The organism is Streptomyces sp. 11x1, from assembly GCF_032598905.1.
Lineage (GTDB): Bacteria > Actinomycetota > Actinomycetes > Streptomycetales > Streptomycetaceae > Streptomyces.
In genome coordinates, this window is the sequence record NZ_CP122458.1 from 909,569 (window position 1) to 931,895 (window position 22,327).

13 protein-coding genes and 1 pseudogene are annotated in these 22,327 nt (G+C 73.3%); 9 read left to right on the forward strand and 5 right to left on the reverse strand.

Going from position 1 to position 22,327, the window contains the following annotated elements:
* Positions 1–164 precede the first annotated feature (164 nt).
* The 4 genes from lanKC to P8T65_RS47175 all read left to right on the forward strand — a co-directional run bounded on the left by lanKC (position 165) and on the right by P8T65_RS47175 (position 7,407).
* Positions 165–2,936, forward strand: a complete 2,772-nt coding sequence (gene lanKC, locus P8T65_RS04395; protein WP_316724083.1) for a class III lanthionine synthetase LanKC — start codon at positions 165–167, stop codon at positions 2,934–2,936.
* 87 nt (positions 2,937–3,023) lie between these two features.
* The gene (locus tag P8T65_RS04400; protein ID WP_005483995.1) at positions 3,024–3,140 is read left to right on the forward strand and encodes a SapB/AmfS family lanthipeptide; all 117 of its coding nucleotides are present in this window, start codon (positions 3,024–3,026) and stop codon (positions 3,138–3,140) included.
* A 203-nt stretch (positions 3,141–3,343) separates the two neighbouring features.
* A complete protein-coding gene (locus tag P8T65_RS04405) occupies positions 3,344–5,146 on the forward strand; it encodes an ABC transporter ATP-binding protein (protein ID WP_316724084.1) in 1,803 nt (600 codons plus the stop codon).
* 392 nt (positions 5,147–5,538) lie between these two features.
* Positions 5,539–7,407, forward strand: coding sequence for an ATP-binding cassette domain-containing protein (locus P8T65_RS47175; protein WP_399102966.1), 1,869 nt, complete (start codon positions 5,539–5,541; stop codon positions 7,405–7,407).
* On the opposite strand, the pseudogene P8T65_RS04415 reads toward P8T65_RS47175, so the two are convergent.
* Positions 7,330–7,944, reverse strand: a pseudogene (locus P8T65_RS04415) (LuxR C-terminal-related transcriptional regulator); the annotation flags it as partial. The gene P8T65_RS47175 and the pseudogene P8T65_RS04415 overlap by 78 nt on opposite strands.
* 185 nt (positions 7,945–8,129) lie before the next feature.
* Here P8T65_RS04415 and P8T65_RS04420 point away from each other — a divergent pair.
* Entirely contained in the window at positions 8,130–10,277 is a 2,148-nt protein-coding gene (locus P8T65_RS04420) for a SpoIIE family protein phosphatase (RefSeq protein WP_316724086.1), read from the forward strand.
* A gap of 207 nt (positions 10,278–10,484) precedes the next feature.
* On the opposite strand, the gene P8T65_RS04425 is transcribed toward P8T65_RS04420, so the two are convergent.
* Positions 10,485–11,888 (reverse strand): S1 family peptidase, encoded by a 1,404-nt coding sequence (locus P8T65_RS04425; RefSeq protein WP_316724087.1) that lies wholly within the window; start codon positions 11,886–11,888, stop codon positions 10,485–10,487.
* A gap of 719 nt (positions 11,889–12,607) precedes the next feature.
* On the opposite strand from P8T65_RS04425, the gene P8T65_RS04430 reads away from it, so the two are divergent.
* The 4 genes from P8T65_RS04430 to P8T65_RS04445 all read left to right on the forward strand — a co-directional run bounded on the left by P8T65_RS04430 (position 12,608) and on the right by P8T65_RS04445 (position 18,814).
* Positions 12,608–12,823, forward strand: coding sequence for a hypothetical protein (locus P8T65_RS04430; RefSeq protein WP_005484006.1), 216 nt, complete (start codon positions 12,608–12,610; stop codon positions 12,821–12,823).
* A gap of 102 nt (positions 12,824–12,925) precedes the next feature.
* Positions 12,926–13,732 carry an HlyD family efflux transporter periplasmic adaptor subunit gene (locus P8T65_RS04435; RefSeq protein WP_316724088.1) on the forward strand — a complete coding sequence of 269 codons (807 nt, stop codon included), beginning with the start codon at positions 12,926–12,928 and terminating at the stop codon, positions 13,730–13,732.
* A 68-nt stretch (positions 13,733–13,800) separates the two neighbouring features.
* Entirely contained in the window at positions 13,801–15,966 is a 2,166-nt protein-coding gene (locus P8T65_RS04440; protein ID WP_316731475.1) for an NHLP family bacteriocin export ABC transporter peptidase/permease/ATPase subunit, read from the forward strand.
* Between the two features lies 1 nt (position 15,967).
* Positions 15,968–18,814, forward strand: a complete 2,847-nt coding sequence (locus tag P8T65_RS04445) for an NHLP bacteriocin export ABC transporter permease/ATPase subunit (protein WP_316724089.1) — start codon at positions 15,968–15,970, stop codon at positions 18,812–18,814.
* A 51-nt stretch (positions 18,815–18,865) separates the two neighbouring features.
* On the opposite strand, the gene P8T65_RS04450 is transcribed toward P8T65_RS04445, so the two are convergent.
* The 3 genes from P8T65_RS04450 to P8T65_RS04460 are packed head-to-tail and all read right to left on the reverse strand — an operon-like array spanning position 18,866 to position 22,200.
* Positions 18,866–19,360 carry a GNAT family protein gene (locus P8T65_RS04450; protein ID WP_316724090.1) on the reverse strand — a complete coding sequence of 165 codons (495 nt, stop codon included), beginning with the start codon at positions 19,358–19,360 and terminating at the stop codon, positions 18,866–18,868.
* A 9-nt stretch (positions 19,361–19,369) separates the two neighbouring features.
* Positions 19,370–20,731: an MFS transporter gene (locus tag P8T65_RS04455; RefSeq protein ID WP_316724091.1), complete on the reverse strand. Its 1,362-nt coding sequence runs from the start codon at positions 20,729–20,731 to the stop codon at positions 19,370–19,372.
* Positions 20,728–22,200 carry an ABC transporter permease subunit gene (locus tag P8T65_RS04460; protein ID WP_316731476.1) on the reverse strand — a complete coding sequence of 491 codons (1,473 nt, stop codon included), beginning with the start codon at positions 22,198–22,200 and terminating at the stop codon, positions 20,728–20,730. The genes P8T65_RS04455 and P8T65_RS04460 overlap by 4 nt, the downstream gene beginning before the upstream one ends.
* Positions 22,201–22,327: the final 127 nt, after the last annotated feature.

Here is a 22,327-nt window from a genome sequence, read left to right on the forward strand (position 1 = left end):
CCGAACAGATCTTTACGCGTGCGTTCCGCACAGTGGTCGCGTGACAGCCGTGACGGGTCACTCGTGACAGCCGTGACTGTCGGGGACCAGGCCGGGCTGGAAGGCTCGTCATCACCCGGCCCAGGGGGCGACGGCAGTGACGGCACACGACCCGGGGGACACGCATGGACAAGCGGTACGAGGCGTATGCGCTGGCCGACCGACACTTCTACGAGACACCCGACCGGCTGTCGGCCGGTGACCGCGCCGGCACCACGGCGCCGGGCTACGAGACGGCCGGGCGCGCGGTCCCCGAGGGCTGGCGGGCCGCCCGGATCGGGGACTGGCTGACGCTGACCCCGGTCGACGACGGCGGGCGGCCCCGTCCCGGGCCCACCCAGGGATGGAAAGTGCACGCCTCCGCCACCCGGGGGAACGCGGACCGCGTCGCGGCGATCGTGTGGGACTACTGCGTGCCCCGCCGGATCCCGTTCAAGTTCGTGCCGGGCCCTCATCTGCTGCACCTGCGCAACGCGAAGTACGCGGCCCGCGACACCAGCGGCAAGTTCGTGACCGTCTACCCGGCCGACGAGGAGCAGCTGCACCTCGTCCTGCGCGAGCTCGGGGCGCTCCTGGAGGGCTTCGAGGGGCCGTACATCCTCACCGACCTGCGCTGGAACGACGGACCGCTGTACGTCCGTTACGGCGCCTTCGCCCGCTCTTTCGTCGTCGACGAACGCGGCACGCTCGTCCCGGCCGTCCGCGACGGTTCGGGCACCCTGGTGCCGGACCAGCGCAAGCCGACGTTCCACGTCCCCGACTGGGTGACCCTGCCCGCGTTCCTGGAGCCGCAGCTGGCGGCACGCAACACGACCACGGTCGGCGAGCTGCCGTACCGCATCGAGAAGGCGCTGCACTTCTCCAACGGCGGCGGCGTGTACGTCGGCACCGACACCCGCGACGGGCGCCGGGTCGTCCTCAAGGAGGGCCGCCCGCACGCCGGGCTGGCCGCCGACGGGGCCGACGCGGTCACCCGGCTGGAGCGGGAGAAGGCCGCCCTGGAACGGCTGGCCGGCCTGGGGGTCGTGCCCGAGGTCCGCGACTGGTTCACCCTGGGCGACCACCGCTTCCTGGTCATGGACTTCGTCGAGGGCCGCCCGCTCAACTCCTACGTCGCCGAACGGCACCCTCTGCTCGCCGCCGACCCCGAACCGGGCGCGGTCGCCGCGTACACGGTGTGGGCGTTACGGGTCCACCAGGCCGTCGAGGAGGCGGTCGAGGCCGTGCACGCACGCGGGATCGTCTTCAACGACCTGCACGTCTTCAACATCATGGTCGCCCCCGACGAGCACTCGGTGTCGCTGCTGGACTTCGAGGCGGCGGCGCCCGCCGAGGAGAACGGCCGCCAGGTCGTCGCCCACCCCGGATTCCTGGCGCCCCCGGACCGCACGGGCCCGGACGTCGACCGCTACGCCCTCGCCTGCCTGCGCCTCGCGCTTTTCCTGCCGGTCACCTCGCTGCTGGTGGTGGAGCGGGAGAAGGCCTCGCATCTGGCGGCGGTGATCGCGGAGCAGTTCCCGCAGGTGCCGCGCGCCTTCCTGGACGAGGCGGTGGCGGAGATCACCCGTGACACCGACCTAGGTATCAGCACCGGCACCCGCACCCGCACCGGTGCGCCGACGCCCGCACCGGTGGCGCGGACCCGGGCCCCCGCGACCGGGGCTGCCGTGGCGGCCGGTGTGGAGGCCGGCTGGTCCCTCGCAGAGCCCGGCGACTGGCCCTACAGCCGTGACTCCATGGTCAAGGCGATTTTGGCCTCCGCGACACCGGAGCGCGACGACCGGCTCTTCCCCGGCGACGTCGCCCAGTTCTCCGACGGCGGCGGTCTCGGGCTGGCGCACGGCGCGGCGGGGGTGCTGTACGCGCTCGCGGAGGTCGGCGCCGAGCGCTACGAGGAGGGCGAGCGCTGGCTGCTCGACCACACCGACCCGGTGCCGATCGGCACCCCGCTCGGTCTGTACGACGGTCTCGCGGGCGTCGCCCACACCCTGGAGCGGCTGGGGCACCGGCAGCGGGCCCTGGACCTGGTGGAGCAGGTCCTCGGCGAGCAGTGGCACAAGCTCTCGACCGACCTGCGCGGCGGGCTCGCCGGGCTCGGTCTGGTCCTCGACGAACTGGCGCGGACGACCGGTGAGTCCGCGCTGCGCGACCACGCGGCACGGGCGGCCGACCTCCTCGTGCACCGTCTCGCCGAGCCCCGGCCCGCACCGCCCCGCCGCCGAGCCGGCCTGCTGCGCGGCGCGAGCGGACCCGCGCTGTTCCTGCTGCGCCGGTACGAGGCGACGGGCGAGCGCGCGTGGCTCGACGCGGCGGGCGAGGCGCTGTCGCAGGACCTGCAGTGCCTCGTCGAGCAGAAGAACGGCGGGCTGGCCGTCGACGAGGGGTGGCGGACCATGCCGTACCTCGGCGACGGGAGCGTGGGCGTCGCGATGGTGCTCGACGACCACCTGACGGCGTGCGGTCTCACCGACACCGGCACGCCCACCGGCCCAGGCACGGCCACGAACACGGGCGCAGGCACGGACACGGCCACCGGCACGGGCCCCCTGCCGGACGAGTACGCCCGGGTCCGGGCCGGTGTCCTGACCGCCGCGACCTATCGCTTCTACGCGCAGCCGGGGCTGTTCGAGGGCCGCGCCGGGATGATCCTGCACCTCGCCCGGTCGGGCGCCCCGCGCGAGCGGCTGGCGGAACAGGTCGCCGCCCTCGGCTGGCACTCGATGCCCTACCAGGGACAACTGGCCTTCCCCGGCAGCCACTTGATGCGGCTCTCCACGGACCTCGCCACCGGAACGGCGGGGTGCCTGCTGGCACTCGGCGCGGCCCAGGCCGCCGCCGACACCGACGCCACGGCGCACCTTCCGTTCCTGCCGCCGCCGCGACGACGGCCCCATTGACGCGGCTTCGCCGTCCGGCGGAGTCGTGACGCACCACCCCGTCCCCACAAGGGCCCGTTCGCGGGCCATCGATCGAAAGGAATCGACATGGCACTTCTCGACCTGCAGACGATGGAAGCCGACGAGACGACCGGCACCGGCGGCCCCAGCTCCCTGAGCGTGCTGTCCTGTGTGAGCGCGGCCAGCATCACGCTCTGCCTCTGATCCGAGCGGGGCGTCCCGGCCACCCTGGGCGCCCGTCGGACCGGCACGGCGGCTGAGCCGCGCCGACGGCTCCGGACGGCTCCTCTCCCCACTGTCCGGGGAGGGGCCTTCCGGAGCTCATCCGTCCGTCCTCCATCCATCCGTCCTCCATCCGTCTTTCCTTCATCCGGCCGTTCATCCGGTCGTCCCACGTCAGGACGGGTATGACGACCCTCACCGAAGGCGGTGCCCGCGGCCCGGCGGCCGTGTCCGTCCCCCTGCTGCGTTCGACCGTCCGGCACTCCGGCCCCCGTTGTACGGCCCTGGCGCTCGTGTCCATGGCCGCGACGGGGGCGAACCTGTTGCTGCCGGTCGCGCTGGGCCGGGCCCTGGACCTGCTGCTGGCGGGCGACCCGGACGGCTCGGCCTGGGTGCTGCGGTGCGCGGCGCTCGTCCTCGCGGCGGCCGTCCTCGACGCGGTCGAGACCGTGCTCGGCGGCACCACGAACGCCCGGGCGGCCGCATGGCTGCGCCACCGACTCGTCCGGCACCTCCTGGCCGTGGGGCCACGGGCCGGCTCCCGGTTCGGCCCGGGGGACCTGGTGGCCCGGCTCGTCGGGAACGCGGCCCAGGCGGGCACGGCCCCCGCGACCGGCGCCGCGCTCGTCGCCGCGCTCGCCGGGCCCCTGGGCGCGGTGGTGGCCCTCGCGCTGATCGACCCGAGGCTCGCGGCGGTCTTCCTGGTCGGCGCCCCGCCGCTCGCCCTGGTACTGCGTGCCCTCGCGCGGGACTCCTCCGACTGCGCGGCGCGCTACCAGCGGGCCCAGGGCCGTATCGCGGGGGGTCTGGCCGAGGCCGTCGCCGGACACCGCACGATCGCGGCCGCCGGAACGGCCGACCGCACGATCTCCCGTGTCCTGCGCCCACTGCCCGAACTCTCCCGCCAAGGGCACCGCATGTGGCACGTCCAGGGTCGCGCCGCCGCCCGCGCGGCCACCGTGGCCCCGCTCCTGCAGCTCGCCGTCGTGGCCGGTGCCGGGGTCCTGCTCACCCGACAGCACCTGTCCGTGGGCGAGTTGCTGGCCGCGTCCCGCTACGCCGTGCTGGCCGCGGGCGTCGGCGTCCTGGTCGGGCAGCTCTCGGGCCTGGTCCGCGCGCGGACGGCGGCCCGGCGCCTGGACGAGATACGGAGCGAGCCCGCGACCGAGTACGGGACGCGCGCGCTGCCGCCCGGCGGGACGGGGCGGCTGGAGCTGCGCTCCGTGACCGTCCGCCGGGGTGGGCGTGCCGTGCTGGACCACGTCGATCTGGTGGTGCCGGGCGGTGCCACGTTCGCCGTCGTGGGCCGGTCCGGTGCGGGCAAGTCACTGCTCGCGGCGGTGGCCGGGCGGCTGACGGATCCGGACGACGGAGAGGTGCTGCTCGACGGGGTACCCCTGCCGGAGTTGGACCGCCGTGAGCTGCGCCGGGCGGTCGTCCACGCCTTCGAACGCCCGGCCCTGCTGGGTGGGTCGGTGGAGGACACCATCGCCTTCGGCGCCGGCCGCCCCTCCCCCGCCCGGATCCGGGGGGCCGCCCGCGCCGCGCACGCCGACGGTTTCGTCCGCCGTCTTCCCGACGGCTACGCCACGCCCTGTGCCGACGCCCCGTTGTCCGGTGGTGAGGCCCAACGCCTGGGCCTGGCCCGCGCGTTCGCCCGCGAGTGTCATCTCCTCGTGCTCGACGACGCCCTCTCCAGCCTGGACACCCTCACCGAGCACGACATCACCGACGCGCTTCTTCGCCCCACGAACGGTGGCAGCCGGCTGCTCGTCGCCCACCGCGTCACCACGGCCGCCCGCGCGGACACCGTGGTGTGGCTGGAGAAGGGGAGAGTGCGGGCGGTGGGACCGCACACGGAGCTGTGGCGCACCACGGAGTACCGGGAACTGTTCGGAACACGGGCCCCGACCGACAAGGACCGGGGCGACACCGCGGCTCACGACGACACCTCGGCGCAGGGCGCGCCGGGCGGAGGGGGCCGGTGAAGAAGACCGAGGGAGGACGAGGGCCCGCCGGGGGCCCCGGAACCGGCGCGCGGCGCCCCCGGCACGATGGCGGCACGAACCAAGCCGGGCATGTCGACGAAGCGACGAAGCCCGGCCCGGCGACCGAGACCACCCGAACCAGGCCCGGCACCGACATCACCCGAACCAGGCCCGCCGACGGAACGACCGGGACCGGGCCCGCCACCGGCACAACCCGAACCGGGCACGAAGGCGGACCGGCGGGGGCCAGGCTCACCGCCCGCGCGACGGGGACCGGGCCGCGGGAGACCGGGCACGCCGTCGGGGCGGCGCGACCGTACGTCGATCCGCCGGGGCTCATCCGCCGGGGTCTCCGGTTTCTTCGGCGGCGGGGGTGGGTCGTCGTGCGGCTGGTGCTGTGGTCCGTGCTGGAGACGGGGCAGACCTTTCTCATGGGGTACGCCCTCGCGCGAGCCCTCGACGACGGTTTCCTCGCGGGGCGGGCGGGCGTCGGCCTGGGCTGGCTCGGGGCCGCAGCCGGGGCGGTGGTGCTCGGGGCGCTGGGCACCTGGCGGGTGTACGCGTGCGTGGCGGGGCTCGTGGAAGCGTTGCGGGACCGGCTGGTGCGCGGGGTGGTCGACCGGGGGGTCCGGGAGGCGGACGGTGGGGCCCTGTCGGGGCTGACCCAGCAGGTGGAGATCGCCCGGGACACCTTCGCCGGACTCGTCATGGTGTCCCGCTCGTTCCTGTTCACCTCCGCCGGGGCGCTCGTCGGCCTCTTCTCGCTGGCCCCGCCGCTGCTGCTGGTCGTCGGCCCCCCGCTGGTCACCGGCGTGACCCTCTTCCTGGTGACGCTCAGGCCCCTGGCCCGCCGCCAGGAGCGCTTCCTGGTCGCCGACGAAGCCCTCGCCGACCGGCTCGGCGCCGTCTGCCCGGGGCTGCGGGACATCACGGCGGCCGGCGCGGAGGACACGGTCGCCGCCGACACCGGCCGGTGCGTCGACGCGGAGTTCCGGGCCGCGCGCTCCCTGGCCCGCTGGGGCGTCGCACGGGTCGCCTCCCTCGCGATCGGTGGCCAACTGCCCGTCGTACTGCTCCTGGTGGCCACCCCTCGGCTCCTGGACCAGGGGGTGACGCCGGGCGCCCTGATCGGCGCCCTCGCCTACGTCACCCAGTCCCTCCTCCCCGCCCTGCAGAACCTGGTCCACGGCCTGGGCACCAGCGGCTCCCGACTCGCGGTGGTGCTCCGCAGACTGGCCCCGGCACCCGCCCCTCGGCCCCCGGAGGACACCCCGCGGCCCTCGACGCGCACCCCGTCGCCGACGCACTCCACCGTCCCCGGCGACGCCGCCGACCACGCGGCCGGCCCGCACGAGGCGGCCTCCGACGACGCCCTCTCCCTCGCCTCCGTCACCTTCGCCTACGGCTCCTCCGGCACCCCCGTCCTCGACGGCCTCGACCTCCGCCTCCCCCACGGCACGCACCTGGCCGTCGTCGGCCCCAGCGGCGTCGGCAAGTCCACGCTCACCGGGATCGTCGCCGGTCTCCTGCGCCCCCGGCACGGCACCGTCCACTTGTGTGGGCGGCCGGTACCCGGCGCCACATCCCGCGCACACCGGGTGCTCATCCCGCAGGAGGCGTACGTCTTCGGGGGATCCCTCGCGGAAAACCTCGGCGAGCTACGGCCGAAACCCGTGCCCGAGGACGAGTTGTGGGCCGCCGCGGAGGCCGTGGGGCTCACCGAGGTGATGGTCCGGCTGGGCGGCCCGGCCGGAGAGGTCGACCCGGGCGCGCTGTCCGCCGGGGAGCGGCAACTCGTCGCGCTGGCGCGGGCGTACCTGTCGTACGCGGAGGTCGTGATCCTCGACGAGGCGACCTGTCACCTGGACGCGGAGGCGGAGGAACGCGCGGAGCGGGCCTTCGCGAGGCGGCCGGGCACGACCCTCGTGGTCGTCGCGCACCGCCTCAGCTCGGCCCGCCGCGCGGACCGGGTGCTGGTCATGGACGGACGGTCCGTCGCGTACGGGGACCATGACGGACTCCTGGCCCGCTCACCGCTGTACCGGGACCTGGTCGGTGCCTGGTCCCCGGTTCTTACGCCGGTGAGCTCCTCCGGCGTTTCAGAGCCACCCCTCCCCCTGCGAGATCCTGATCGCGTCGATCCTGTTGCGCGCCCCCGTCTTGCGGGTGATCGCGGCCATGTAGTTGCGCACGGTCCCGTGGGAGAGGTGCAGGCTGCCGGCGATCTCCGCGACGGAGGCACCCTCGGCAGCCAGGGATAACACGCTCAACTCCCGCCGTGTCAGCGGCATCTCGGCGGCCTTGAGGAAGCCGAAGCCGAGGGAGTCGTCGACGAAGCGTCTCCCCCGGGCGACCTCGCGGATCGCGGACACCAGCCGCTGCGGGGAGCCCTCCTTGTCCACGTAGCCGAGGGCACCTGCCTCCGCCGCGCGCTTGAGCAGGCCGGGTCTGCCCGCGTGCGCGAGGACCAGCAGACCGGGGGCCGGGCCGCCCGCGCCGCGCAGATCGGCGAGCGGCGGGATGCCGACCGCGTCCGCGCAGTCCAGGTCCGCGGCGCAGACCTCGGGCCGCAGGGTCCGCACCCGCCCCGGCGCGGCGCGCCAGGACGCGTGGAACACCGTCAGGTCGGGTTCCCGGCGGAGCCACTCCGCCAGCACCGATCTGACCAGACACTCGTCATGCACGAGAAGTACCCGGATCACGTTCGCCCCTCCGCCTGCCGGCCACTGATGTCCTCCGCTCAGCGCGTGCCCATTGTTGGCGCCCCCCACCACGCCCGGGCGCGAAGAACCAGCCATCGGGGTGCGTGGGGGCGCACTGGCGGCGCCCGTGCGCGATGCCGCGCATCAGCGCGGGGGCATGGCGTGGGCGAGAGGGGGTACGGCGGAGGGTCCGCGGCCGCCGCTCGCCGTGCGCGGGCGGCCCTCAGGGAGGAGCCTTGACCCTGGGGTCAGTCGCACGATCGTGCGAGGAGGTGGTCGGCATGTCCGACGTCCACGCGTCAGGAGCGCGGACGACCGTCGAGACGGGACGCGTCGGCCATCCGCTGCTGTCGCTGGCGCTGGCCGCGATGATGGACGACGTCCAGGCCCACTCCGGCGCCGTGTATCTGCTGACGCCGGACGAGCCGGTCCTGGAGATGGCCGTGATGGCGGGGTTGCCGAGATCGTTCGCCGCGCCCTGGGAACGGGTGGGACTCAACTCACCGGTCCCGGTCTCCGAGGCCGTACGGGGACGGCGGCTGGTGTGGGTCAACGGCGAGGAACAGATGGCCCGCCGCTATCCCCGGATCGCCGTGGTCCTGCCCTACCCGTTCGCCCTGGCCGCCCTGCCGGTGGCGACCCGCGACACCACCTACGGCGCGGTCTTCCTGACCTGGCCCGGCTCCCACCCGCCCGAACTCAGCGAGCGCGAGCGGGAGCAGCTGACCTCGGCCTGCGACCGGCTCGCGATGCGGCTGCGGCGCGCCGAGGAGGAGGGCCGCCCGGTGCGGCCGGAGCCGGACCTGTCTGCGCCGTCGACGACCACGGTCGCGGGGACGCTCGGCACGGTGGAGGCGGCGCGGATGGTGGCGCGGCTGCCGTACGGGATGTGCGCGCTCGATCTGCACGGGCGGATCACCTTCGCCAACGCGGCCACCGCCGAACTGCTCGGCATCCCGGTGAGCGGCCTGCTGGGCACCCAGCTGTGGGCGTCCGTGCCGTGGCTCAACGATCCCGCGTACGAGGACCGGTACCGGGCGGCCCTGATGAGCCAGCACGTGACGTCGTTCGTGGCGCTGAGGCCGCCGAGCGACTGGCTGTCCTTCCGGCTGTATCCGGGGACCAACGGGCTGAGCGTACGGATCTCCCGGGCCCGGGCGGTCGCCGAGCCCGAGCACGCGACGCGGGAGGAGGACCACGGACCGGGCCGGCTGGTGACCATCCACCACGTGCTGGCGCTGGCGAGCGCGCTCACCGAGGCGGTCGGGGTGCAGGACGTGGTGGAGCTGGTGGCCGACGAGATCGCTCCGGCCATCGGCAGCCAGGCCCTGGTGATGCTCGGCTCACGCGCCGGGCGCCTGCATGTGCTCGGGCACCGCGGCTACGCCGACCCGCAGCTCGTGGAGCGTTTCGACGGGATGCCGCTCACCGCGGCGATGCCCGGGGCACACGCCCTGGCCACCGGGGTGCCCGCGTTCTTCGAGTCCCGGCAACAGCTGGAGCACCTGTATCCGCTGCGGAAGGAGACCCCGGACGGGCTGGGCGCCTGGGCGTACATCCCGCTGATCGCCTCGGGGCGGCCGGTGGGCACCTGGGTCCTCGGGTACGCGGAGCCACATCCGTTCCCGGCCGAGGAGCGCGCGGTGCTGACCAGCCTCAGCGGCCTCATCGCCCAGGCACTGGAGCGGGCTCTGCTGTACGACGCCAAGCACCAGGTGGCGCACGGCCTCCAGAAGGCGCTGTTGCCGCACTCGCTGCCCTCCATCCCGGGCATCGAGTCTGCCTCCCGCTATCTGCCGGCCACCCGTGGCATGGACATCGGCGGCGACTTCTTCGACCTGGTCCTCTCGCACGGGAGGGCGTCGGCCGTCATCGGCGACGTACAGGGGCACAACGTGACGGCGGCGGGGCTGATGGGGCAGATCCGTACGGCCGTGCGCGCGTACACGACCGTCGGGCAGACGCCGGAGGAGGTGATGAGCAGCACCAACCGGCTGCTGATCGACCTGGGTTCGGAACTGTTCGCCAGCTGTCTGTATCTGCGGCTGGACCCGGAGCACGGAACGGCCGTCATGACGCGGGCCGGGCATCCGCCGCCGTTGCTGCGCCGGCCGGACGGGAAGGTGCGGGTGCTCGACCTCGCGGGCGGTCCGCTGCTGGGGATCGACGCGGCGGCCACGTACCCGACGACGGAGGTGGCGCTGACGGAGGGTTCGGTGCTGGTCCTGTACACGGACGGGCTGATCGAGTCGCCGGGCGTCGACATCGAGGACGCGCTGGCGGATCTCGGGGAGCGGCTGTCGATGACCGGGGAGCGGCCGTTGGACGCGCTGGCCGACGATCTCGTACGGGAGACCGAGGCGGCGGAGGAGCGGGCGGACGACGTGGCGCTGCTGCTGCTCCGGGCCACGGGACGCTCCGCGGGGTGACGCCGCCCTTGTCGTGGGGTTCTTCGTCGGGTGCGGATGTGTCGTGGCGGGCGACGAAGCGGTCCGGCCCTCCCGCCGGAGGGCCGGACCGTGCCATCTGCCGGCCGGAACCGCTGTGGGTGAGCCGGCGGATGGGTCGTGGGGCGACGGGCGGGGTCAGTGGCCGCTGATCCCCGGGCCGTCGCCCACGTATGCGGTGGCGTTCGCCTACTGGTGGACGCCCTGCTCGTCGACACCCTGCTCGTCGACGCCCTGGTCGCCGACACCCTGCTCGTGCTCCTGGCCCGCGCCGGCGGCGGCTTCCTCACCCGCACCGGCCTCGTCACCGGCACCGGCCGCTGCGGCGCCCTCTTCCTCGCCCGCGCCCGCGGCGCCCTCTTCCTGACCGGCACCGGCGGCGGCTCCGCCGTCTGCCTCCTCGCCGGCGCCCGCGGCGTCACCGGCACCGCCGGCGGCTTCCTCGCCGGCGCCCGCGCCGCCGTCGCCGAGGGTGGCACCCGTGGCCGCGAGGGCGGTGGTGACCGGCTGGAAGAAGGTCTCGCCACCGACGGTGCAGTCGCCGCTGCCGCCGGAGGTCAGGCCGATGGCCTGGCCGTCCTCGGTGAAGAGCGAGCCGCCGCTGTCGCCGGGCTCGGCGCAGACGTTGGTCTGGATGAGACCGGTGACGGTGCCCTCGGGGTAGTTCACCGTGGCTTCGAGGCCGGTGACCTGGCCGTCGGCGAGCCCGGTGGTGCTGCCCATGCGGAAGACCTGGAGACCGACCGCCGCCTCGCCGACCGCGTTGATGTCGACCGTCCGGCCGTTGCCGAGGTCGACCGTGCTGGCCGCCTGCGTCGCCGGGTCGTTGTAGTTGACCAGGGCGAAGTCGCCGGCGCCGGGGAACGTGGCAGTCGCCGCGTCGACGGTGCCGATCGGCGCGCCGTTCTCCTCCTCGGACCACTCGGCCTCCGCGACACCGCAGTGACCGGCGGTCAGGAAGGCCGGGGCGCCCTCGGCGTTGACGACGTTGAAGCCGGCCGAACAGCGGGCGCCGCCACCGAAGATGGCGTCGCCGCCCTCCAGGAAGGGCTTGAAGGTCCCGGCGGACTTCTTGATGGTCGCCATGCCGGCGCCGAGCGACTTTACCGTCGACTCGATGGTGTCCCAGTTCTCGCCCGTGACCGTGGAGTCGGCGGTGACCTGGAGCTTGTTCGTGCGGGGGTCGATCGCCCAGGCGGTGCCCGGGACGGTGGCCTCCTCCTTCAGCGTGGCCGCGCCCTTCAACAGCTCGGACCAGCTGTTCTCGACCTCACGGACCTCCGCGCCGGCCTCCTGGGCCTGGATGATCACGTTGTTGTCGTCGCCCTCGATCTGAAGGCCGTCGATGACGTTGATGATGAGGCGCTGCTCGCCCGAGTCGTAGTACGCGCCTGCGAACGCTTCACCGAGCAGGTCCTGGAGCCGGGAGGCGAGATCCGAGGCGTCACTCGCGGCGAGCGTCTTGGGGGCGGCGCCCTTGGCGTCCGTCTGCGACGCCATCGCGTTCGGCAGGACGAGGGCTGCCGCGCCGAGCGCCGCCACACCGCCTGCGGCTATGAACGCCTTGCGCTTGGTGGCTCGTTTGTGACTCAACTCTTGACCTCCTGGGGACGGGGTCCGTACCGCCGTCCGGCGGGTGAACTGGGGGCGCCTGGTTGCCAGTTGGTACGGATGGTTCCGAGGGGGCGTTCAACGCTCCACGGAATGATTCCGATCTTCCATTTCGCAAAGCACGCCACGCCCCTCGTTGGCCTGCCATTTCACGACTTCCCGCCCGCGCGCCCCGTGGGGGCCTTGTTGCACCGGCGGCCCACCCCCTCCTCGGCTCCGCGTCGACACCGTCGGCTACCGCTCGGTGGCGGTCCGTCGACGCCGGTGATCGGGAAACCGGCTGCGGGGAATCTCCACACCGAATACTCAGCGGGGTCACGGGCGACGGAAGTTCTGCACAGGCGCGATTCGCGTGCCGTGCCTTTGAGGCGGGACTGTCCAATTCGTTTTCCTGCAGGCAATGAAGGGCGTATGACGATCCCGCTATCCATGTGAAGAAGTCGCCCCCAAGCCGTGCGCAAGCCTGCACCAATGAACCGTCATGGTCACCAAGTGCGCTGGTGGGAGGCCATGTTGATTGGATGTGCGCGGCGGCGATCTGCTTATATCCATCGCACCGCGGGGGCCGCCGAGCTCTCGGAGACGGAAGCAGCCAGCTCTCCGGATCGAGAAGCGGGCACCCACGTGCGCGGCCGTCGTTCTGTCCCCCAGAAGGGGGCCGCTCCCCCCTTATGAATAGCTATACGAAGGGAAGTTCCATCATGAACTCCACCCCCCAGGTTGAGACCGCCGAGATCTCGGACGCCGCCCTCGACGCCGTCTCCGGTGGCCTCTCGGTCAACGCCGTCGGCACCGTCACCGGCCTGGTGGACGGCGTCGCCCCGGTCTCCGGCCTGGTCAACACCGCCGTCGGCACTGTCGAGGGTGTCACCGGTCTGAACACCGCCCCGGTCACCAGCCTGGTCGCCGGTCTCTGATCGACCCCCAGTGCCGCTGAGTCCCGGAACCGCCTGACAGGTTCCGGGACTCTCGGGGTGCCCTGAAGTCCTACAAGGCTGAAGCCCTACAAGGGAAGTCCCGTGCAGTTCCGCCAACAGGCCCTCGCCAAGCTCCAGTCGCCCGAGGAACTCGACCTCCCGGTGCGCTTCGCCCGCCCCCAGGGCTGGCTGGTGCTGTCCGTGACGGTGGTCGCGATGGCCGCCGCCTCCGTGTGGGCCGTCACGGGTTCCGTCGCCTCCACGGTCGGCGCGCCTGCCGTCCTCACCCATGGGCAGGGCAGTTACGTGCTCCAGAGCCCGGTCGCCGGCCAGGTCACCGCCGTCCTCGCGAAGCAGGGCGAGCGGCTGCCCGCCAGGGCCCCCGTCCTCAAGGTCGCCACCGCCGACGGCGAGCAGGTCGTGCGTTCCGTCGCGGCCGGCCGGGTCTCCGCCCTCGCCGCCACGATCGGCCAGATCATCCAGACCGGTGCGAACGTCGCGGCCGTCGAGAAGGTCGCCGACGCCGACGATCCGCTCTACGCGACCGTGTACGTCCCCGCCGAGAACGCGGCCTCGATCCCGAAGGACGCCGAGGTGGACCTGACCGTGCAGTCGGCGCCCACCCAGCGCTACGGCGTGCTGCGCGGCCATGTGAAGAAGGTGGACCGCACCGCGCAGACCCCACAGTCCATCGGCGCGTTCCTCGGCGACACCCAGCTGGGCGAGCAGTTCACCAAGAAGGGCCGGCCGGTGGCCGTCACCGTACGACTGGACCGCTCGGCGTCGACCGAGTCGGGCTACCGGTGGTCCTCGCAGGACGGGCCGCCCTTCGAGCTGACCTCCATGACCATGGCGACGGCGTCGATCCGGTTGGCCGACGAGCGTCCGATCGATTGGCTGCTCCCGTGACCGCGTCCCAGGACACCGCCCGGCCGCCCACGCGCGGCAGACGCAAGGCGGCGCCGCCGAAGCGCCCGGTGCCCAAGGGCAGGCGGAGGACCGTCCGCACGCCGACCGTCCTGCAGATGGAGGCCGTGGAGTGCGGCGCCGCGTCCCTCGCCATGGTGCTCGGCCACTACGGACGGCACATCCCGCTGGAGGAGCTCCGCATCGCCTGCGGCGTGTCCCGGGACGGCTCGCGCGCCAGTAACCTGCTGAAGGCGGCTCGCAGTTACGGCCTGACCGCCAAGGGCATGCAGATGGACGTGGCCGCCCTCGCCGAGGTGACGGCACCGGCGGTCCTGTTCTGGGAGTTCAACCACTACGTCGTCTACGACGGCATGGGCCGCCGCTTCGGCAGGCGGGGCGTCCACATCAACGACCCCGGCAAGGGCCGCCGGTTCGTGCCGATGGAGGACTTCGACGCCAGTTTCACCGGTGTCGTCCTCGTCATGGAGCCGGGCGACGAGTTCGAGAAGGGCGGCCGCAAGCCCGGTGTGCTCGGCGCCATGCCCGCCCGGATGCGCGGCACCTCCGGCACCCTGCCCGCCGCCGTCCTCGCCAGCCTGCTGCTGGTGGCGGTCGGCGCGGCCGTCCCCGCGCTGAGCCGCACCTACATCGACATGTTCCTGATCGGCGGCCAGACCTCCCTGCTGGGTGTGCTGTTCGCGTCCATGGGCGCGTGCGTGCTGCTGACCGTCCTGCTGACCTGGCTGCAACAGGCCAACCTGCTGCGCGGCCGGCTGATCTCCTCCACGCTCTCCAGCGCCCGCTTCCTGCGGCACCTGCTGCGTCTGCCGGTCACCTTCTTCTCGCAGCGCAGCCCCGCGGACCTCGTCCAGCGCCTCCAGTCCAACGACGCGGTCGCCGAGACCCTCGCCCGGGACCTCGCGGCGGCCGGTGTCGACGCGGTCGTGGTCGTCCTCTACGCCGTGCTCCTCTATACGTACGACCCGCAACTCACCGCCGTCGGCGTCGCGGTGGCCCTGCTGAACGTGGTGGCGATGCGGGTGGTGATCCGGCTGCGCGCGACCCGTACGGCGAAGCTGCGCGCGGACAACGCGCGGTTGACCAACACGGCGTACACCGGGCTCCAGCTGATCGAGACGATGAAGGCGACCGGCGGCGAGGAGGGCTACTTCCGCAAGTGGGCCGGGCAGCACGCCACCACGCTGGAGGAACAGCAGCGACTCGGGGTGCCGAGCGCCTGGCTGGGGGTCGTCGCCCCGACCCTGGCCACGCTCAACAGCGCGCTCATCCTGTGGATCGGCGGTATGCGGGCGGTCGAGGGCCATATATCCGTGGGTCTGCTGGTCGCCTTCCAGGCGCTGGTCACCCGGTTCACGGCGCCGCTCACCCGCCTCAACGGGGTGGCGGGCCGTATCCAGGACTTCGCGGCCGACGTGGCCCGGCTGAAGGACGTGGAGAACTTCCAGGCCGACCCGTTGTACGCCCGCCCGGACGCCGCCGAGTCCACGCGTCGGCTGAACGGCCACGTCGAGCTGGAGAACATCACCTTCGGCTACAGCCCCCTCGACAAGCCCCTGCTCACCGGCTTCGACCTCACCGTGGGCCCGGGGCAGCAGGTGGCGCTGGTCGGCGGCTCCGGCAGTGGCAAGTCGACGGTGTCGAGGCTGATCTCGGGCCTGTACACCCCGTGGGAGGGCGTGATCCGCATCGACGGCCGCCGTCTGGAGGACATCCCCCGGGGTGCCCTCGCCGCCTCCGTCTCCTTCGTCGACCAGGAGGTGTTCCTCTTCGAGGGCACCGTCCGCGACAACGTGGCCCTGTGGGACCCCTCGATCCCCGACGAGGCCGTGGTGGAGGCGCTGCGCGACGCGGCCCTGTACGACGTGGTGACGCGTCGCCCGGGCGGCATCCACAGCAGGGTCGAGCAGGACGGCCGCAACTTCTCCGGTGGGCAGCGCCAACGCCTGGAGATCGCCCGTGCGTTGGTCCGCAGGCCCAGCATCCTGGTCCTCGACGAGGTGACCAGCGCGCTGGACGCGGAGACCGAGCTGACCGTCATGGACAACCTGCGCAAGCGCGGCTGCGCCTGTGTGGTGATCGCCCACCGGCTCAGCACGGTCCGCGACAGCGACGAGATCGTGGTCCTGCAGCACGGCACGATCGTGGAGCGCGGCCGGCACGAGGAGCTGGTGGCACGCGGCGACGCGTACGCCCAGCTGGTCAGGGAGCGATGAGATGACCTCCGTGCACGAGGGCCAAGGCGGTCAGGGCGGCTACGACGGCGACGTCGTCCTCGGCGCGCTCGGCGGGATGGGCACCCCCCTCGACTGCGCCGGCCACACCCGTCTGGACCTCGAAGGGCCGCAGACGCTGTGGCTGGTGGCCTCCGGTGCGCTGGACCTGTTCGCGGTGGACGCCGTCCAGCAGGGCCACTGGCACCATCTGGGCCGCCTGGAAGCGGGTTCGCTGCTGCTCGGTCCGGTCACCGGGCCCCAGCACACGCTGGTCGCCCGCCCGTTGCGCGACTGCGTGGTTCGGCGCATCGGCCTGCGTGAGCTGTACCAGCGGGCGGGCACCGAGACCTGGTCGTACGACGAATGGGGCAACCCGCAGCTCGTGCCCCCGCAGACGAGCCCCCTCGAATACGCCCTCGCCCTGGGCGTCGGCCGGGGCCTGTCCATCCTCTTCCAGGCGCCGATGGCCACCGAGCAGGCCGCCGCGCCCACCGACGACGACGTGTTCTGGATGCGGGTGCCGCCCGGCAGCGTCCAGTACGGCGCGCTGTACGGGGCGGAGGCGGCGGCCGATCTGCTGATGGACCCGGGGGTCTGGCAGAGCATGGTCGACCAGCAGTACCGACTGCTGGCCACGCTGGACCGCTGGATCGAGCAGCTGGAGCGCACCCACGAGGACCGTGCGGCCGCCGGGATCAAGGCCGGTGAGGCCGTACGCGCCCAGGCCGACCGCACGCTGCTCGCCTCCATCGGCAAGTCCTCCGCGCAGCGGCGTACGACGGCGGCCGACGCGGACGCCACGTACGCTGCCTGCGGGCTGGTCGCCCGGGCTGCGGGGATCTCGCTCTCCGAGCCGGCGCAGAGCGGCACCGAGAGCGACCGGCTCGACCCGGTGGAGCGCATCGCGCTCGCCTCCCGGGTCCGGGTCCGTGCCGTCCGCCTCACCGGGAGCTGGTGGCGGGAGAACGTAGGCCCGCTGGTGGGGCACCGGGCGCTGTCCGGTGCGCCGGTGGCACTGCTGTGGCGGCGCGGCGGCTATGTGGCCGTCCAGCCGTCGTCCGGCCGGGAGACACCGATCGAGAAGGCGAACGCGGCCGAGTTCGAGCCGCGTGCCGTGATGTTCTACCGCCCGCTGCCCGAGCGGGTGCCGAGCCCGCTGCGGCTGATGCGGTTCAGCCTGCACGGGACGAGCAGTGACATGACGGGCCTGCTGCTCAGCGGGCTGGTGACGGTCGTGCTCGGCTCGCTCGTGCCGATCGCCACGGGCAGGATCCTCGGCGAGTACGTGCCGAAGGCGCAGGAGGACCTGATCGTGCAGGTCTGTCTGGCGATCATGCTCGCGAGTGTGGTGTCGGCAGCGTTCCTGCTGCTGCAGAACCTGACGATCCTGCGTCTGGAGGGCCGTATCGAGGCCACCCTCCAGCCGGCGGTCTGGGACCGTCTGCTGCGGCTCCCGACGAAGTTCTTCACCTCGCGTTCCACGGGCGAACTGGCCAGTGCCGCCATGGGCATCAGCGCGATCCGCCGCACGCTGGCCGGCGTCGGCCCGGTGGTCGCCCAGTCGGTGACCGTCGGCGCGGTGAACCTCGCCCTGCTGCTCTGGTACAGCGTTCCGATGGCGCTGGCGGCGATCGGCATGCTGGTCGTGGTGGCGACGGTCTTCCTGGGCCTCGGTCTGTGGCAGGTCCGCTGGCAGCGCCGTCTGGTGGTGCTGGGCAACAAGCTGAACAACCAGGCCTTCCAGACCCTGCGGGGGCTGCCGAAGCTCCGGGTGGCGGCCGCCGAGAACTACGCGTACGCGGCCTGGGCAGGCGAGTTCGCGCGCAGTCGGGAGCTCCAGCAGAAAGTCGGTGGCATCAAGAACCTCAACACGGTGCTGGGCTCGGTGTACCTGCCCCTGTGCACCCTGCTGATGTTCATGCTGCTGGCGGGCCCGGCACGCGGTTCGATGTCGGCGGCCGAGTTCCTGACCTTCAACACCTCGGTGACGATGCTGCTGACGTCGGTCACCCAGCTGACCGGCGCCTTCGTGTCGGCGGTGGCCGTGCTGCCGCTGTTCGAGGAGATCAAGCCGGTGCTGGAGGCGACGCCGGAGGTCCGTACGGCGAGCACCCGGCCGGGTGTGCTGTCCGGCGCCCTGGAGGCCCGCCGGGTCTCCTTCCGCTACGCGGACGACGGCCCGCTGGTGCTGGACGACGTGTCCTTCGCCGTCCGGCCCGGGGAGTTCGTGGCGATCGTCGGCCCCAGCGGTTGCGGGAAGTCGACCCTGCTGCGCCTGCTGATCGGTTTCGACAAACCGGTCTCCGGGAGCGTCCTGTACGACGGCCAGGACCTCGGCGCACTGGACCAGTCCGCCGTACGCCGTCAGTGCGGTGTCGTGCTCCAGCACGCCCAGCCGTTCACCGGATCGATCCTGGACGTCATCTGCGGCACCGAGCCGTACACGCCCGAGGAGGCGATGGCGGCCGCCGCGATGGCGGGCCTGGCGGAGGACATCCAGCGCATGCCGATGGGTCTGCACACCATCGTCCAGGGCAACGGCGCGATCTCCGGCGGACAGCGGCAACGTCTGATGATCGCGCAGGCGTTGATCCGCCGGCCCCGCATCCTCTTCTTCGACGAGGCCACGAGCGCCCTCGACAACGAGACCCAGCGCACGGTCATCGAGAGCACGAGGGCCCTGAACGCGACACGGATCGTCATCGCCCACCGGCTGTCCACGGTGATGGACGCGGACCGGGTGGTGGTGATGGAGGACGGCAAGGTGGCGGAGGTGGGAGCACCGGCCGAACTGCTGGCGAACCCGGCCGGGCGCCTGCACGAGCTGGTTCGTCGTCAGATGGCCTAGGCCCTCCCTGCCCGTCCCGTTTCCGGGGCTCCGCCCCGGATTTCTTGCCGGTCAGTGCGACAGGTCGCGCTCGTACCAGGTGCCCGGTTCACCGCTCAGGTCGTCCGGGGCGGCCGCACCGACGGGAACGAACCCGGCTTTGATCAGCACCTTCCGGGAGGCGGCGTTGCGGTGGGCCACGGCCCCCCGCAGGGTGCGCAGGCCGTAGCGGTCCGCCGCCGACCGGCACAGCTGCCGTACGGTCGCGGTCGCCACGCCGTGGCCGGCGACGTGCTGGGCGACCCGATAGCCGAGTTGTGCGGAACCGTTCTCGATGTCGACCAGGTTGAATCTGCCGAGTACCGAGCCGTCCTCGGCGACGAGTACATGGAAGGCGCAGACGCCCGCCTCCTGTTCGGCCAGCAGGGCGTCGTACCGGTCGGTGAACCGGTCGAAGAAGGCATCGCCGCGGTCGGGGACCGAGGCGGCGAACCAGGCACGGTTGGCCAGTTCGAAATCCAGGACCGCCGTGGCGTGTTCGGCACGCAGCCGCTGCAACTCGGGCATCGCGCGACCCTAGCCGGAGGGCGTGCCGAGGACAGCTGATTTCTTGCGCGCGGTGGGCACCGGCCCCGGGACGAGGAGGACCGAGGCGACCGGCACGGCGGCGAGTGCGAGCCATGGGACGGGGGCGGGCAGGTTCGCGTCCATCAGGGCGCCCGCCGCCGCGCTTCCCACCAGCACGATCAGGCCGGAAACGGAGGACATCGCCCCGGTGTAGAGCCCCAGGCGGCCCTTCACGGCGAGGTCGGGCACCCATGCGCGTGCCGCCGGAGCCACCAGCATCTGGCCCACCGTCAGCAGCACCACGAACCCGGCGGCGGGCAGCAATCCCGCCGTGCCGGTCCACTCGGCGGGCCGCGCCAGGCCCACCACCCCGAACCCCGAGGCGATCAGGAGCAGCCCCCAGGCCATGGATCGCCGTAGATCGAGCCGCCCGGCCGCCCACCGCGTCACCGGCAGCTGCGCCGCCACGACCAGTAGCGAGGACAGCCCGAAGAGCCAGGCCAGCGCGGACTGGGAGCCCGTCGCCCGCTCCACCTCGTCGGGAAGGAGCAGATACAGCTGGTTGTAGGCCAGCAGGTACGCGCCGTACGCGCAGCACAGCGCCAGGAACCGCCGGTTGCGCAGCAGTCCGCCGAGGCCGCCCCGCACCTCGACCCGTTCCCGGCCCGGAATGTGCTGTGGCAGCAGCAGGTGATGCCCGGCGAGGACGAGGGCGAAGACGCCGGCGCCCGCGAGGCAGACCACCCGGAAGTCGACGGCCAGGAGCAACGCCCCGATGAGCGGCCCGACGAAGGCCCCGGCCTGCCCCGCCACCGTGAACAGCGCGAGCACGCCGGTACGGGGCTCGCCGCCCGATTCCTCCCAGACCACCGCCTGCCGGGCGACCTCGGACTCGACGGCCGGGGAGAAGAGGGCGGCGGCGAAGCCGATCAGGAGGACGGACGCGATGACCGACCAGTCCTCGTCCGCGTACCCGAGCCACGCGAACCCGGCGATCCGCAACGCGCACCCGGCCAGCACCACGGGCCGTACGCCGTACCGGTCGGCGAGCGCTCCGCCGACCACGAACAGCCCCTGCTGGCTGAAGGTGCGCAGTCCGAGCACGAAGCCGACCATCCAGCCGGCCATGCCTATCGCCGTGCCGAGGTGTTCGGCGAGGAACGGCAGCACCGCGAAGAAGCCGACGTTGAAGGCGAGTTGGGTGAGGATGAGCAGCCGCAGGAGCGGGCTGAGCTTCGCCCAGGTACCGCGCCGCGACACCGTTGCGGCCGCGCCGCCGGCCGCCGTGCGCGTTCCTTCCTCTCTCTGCGTCCTCTCTCCGGTCGTTCGCCCCGGGGGCGTCGCGGGCGGGTGCTGTGCGGGTTCGGTCATCCGGTCTCTCCGACGGTGGGGGCGGCGGTGGGCTTCGGTCGGCGGTGTACGGCTCCGGCTCGCGGACGGCGCGGCCACCGCACCCCGCCCGCCGCCGTGACCGCGAGGGCGCCGAGGAGGGCGAGCGCGCCGGCGGGGGCGAGGACGGCCCAGGGGGCGCGTTCGGCGTAGGGCAGGTTCTCGGCGAGGAGGAGGCCCCATTCGGGGTCCGGCGGCTGCACGCCCAGGCCGAGGAAGCCGAGCGAGGTCAGGGCGAGGGCCACGCCGGGCAGCCGGAGCAGGGCGTGCCGGGCGACGGGTGGCAGTACGGCGGGAAGCAGTTCGCGGCGGAGCAGGTAGGTGTCGTCCGCGCCGAGCCCTTTCGTGGCCGTGATGTGGGTCGTGGCCCGTTCCTGTTCGAGCAGGGCCGTGGTGTGCGCGGCCAGGGGCACCCAGGCGACGGCGGCCACGGCCAGCGCGGGTGTCGCCGCTCCGCCGCCCGCCGCTCCGGCGACGAGGAGACCCGCGAGGACCGCGGGGACGGCGTTGACGGTGTCGACGAGGGGCCCGGACAGGCGCGGCAGCAGCCCGAGCAGGAGGCCCGTCAGCAGCGCGGAGGCGCTGATCGTGACGGCCAGGGCGAGGGTGGTGAAGGCGCCGTGGCCGATGCGGGCGAGGAGATCGCGGCCGAGTGCGTCGGTGCCCAACGGGTGTGCCCAGGAGGGTGGTCGGAGCCGGGCGCCGGTGTCGAGGGCCAGTGGGTCGCGGGCCAGACCGAGCGCGACGACCGTCAGCAGGAGGGCGCCGTGCAGCAGGGGGGCGCGGCTCGGGGCCGGTGGCACGGGGCGGTGCAAGGAGTGGAGCGCGCCGTCGCGGAGGGCGGGGCCGATAAGGAGGCGGGCGGCGAGACGGGCGAGGGCACCGGCCGCGGCGGCGAGCAGGACGAGGGCGAGGGTGCCTGCCTGGAGGACGGGGAGGTCCTGGGCGAGGGCGGCCTGGAGGGTGGTGCGGCCGAGGCCGGGTATGTCGAAGACCTGCTCGACGGTGACGGCCCCGCCGGTGAGGCCGACCACGAACAGGCCGAGGTTGGGCAGCAGTCCGGGCAGACAGCGGCGTACGGCGTGGCGGGCGGTGGCCCGCCCCGGTATGCCTCGTGCGGCGGCGGCCAGTGCCCAGGGTTCGGCGAAGGCGCCGGGCAGCAGGTCGTCGAGCATCCGGCCGAGCAGCGCGCCGGCGGGCAGGCCGAGGGCCAGGGCGGGCAGCACCGTCCACTGCGGCCCGTACCAGCCGAGCGCGGGCAGCCAGCCGAGGTGCACGCCGACGACGACGGCGAGCACGGAGGCGGTGAGGAACTCGGGCAGCGCGGCGAGCAGCGCGGCGCCGCTACCGCCGCCCCGGCGGTCGTCGAGGCGGCGGTGCGCGCCGAGCCACAGGGTACGGGCGCAGACCGCCGCGGCGGTGGCCGCCGCGACGACGAGCGCGGCGGCCATCAGCAGCAGGGAGACGCCGAGTGCCTGGAGGACGGAGGGGGTGACCTCGGCGCCGGAGATCCACGACCGGCCCGCGTCGCCCCGGGCCAGTCCGCCGAACCACACCCCCAGGAGTCGCAAGGGGCCC

Coding starts and splice junctions, on each gene's coding strand:
- lanKC (WP_316724083.1), top strand. CDS start 165: ATGGACAAGCGGTACGAGGCGTATGCGCTGGCCGACCGACACTTCTAC.
- P8T65_RS04400 (WP_005483995.1), top strand. CDS start 3,024: ATGGCACTTCTCGACCTGCAGACGATGGAAGCCGACGAGACGACCGGC.
- P8T65_RS04405 (WP_316724084.1), top strand. CDS start 3,344: ATGACGACCCTCACCGAAGGCGGTGCCCGCGGCCCGGCGGCCGTGTCC.
- P8T65_RS04420 (WP_316724086.1), top strand. CDS start 8,130: ATGTCCGACGTCCACGCGTCAGGAGCGCGGACGACCGTCGAGACGGGA.
- P8T65_RS04430 (WP_005484006.1), top strand. CDS start 12,608: ATGAACTCCACCCCCCAGGTTGAGACCGCCGAGATCTCGGACGCCGCC.
- P8T65_RS04445 (WP_316724089.1), top strand. CDS start 15,968: ATGACCTCCGTGCACGAGGGCCAAGGCGGTCAGGGCGGCTACGACGGC.
- P8T65_RS04450 (WP_316724090.1), bottom strand. CDS start 19,360: ATGCCCGAGTTGCAGCGGCTGCGTGCCGAACACGCCACGGCGGTCCTG.
- P8T65_RS04455 (WP_316724091.1), bottom strand. CDS start 20,731: ATGACCGAACCCGCACAGCACCCGCCCGCGACGCCCCCGGGGCGAACG.
- P8T65_RS04460 (WP_316731476.1), bottom strand. CDS start 22,200: ATGGCCGCCGCGCTCGTCGTCGCGGCGGCCACCGCCGCGGCGGTCTGC.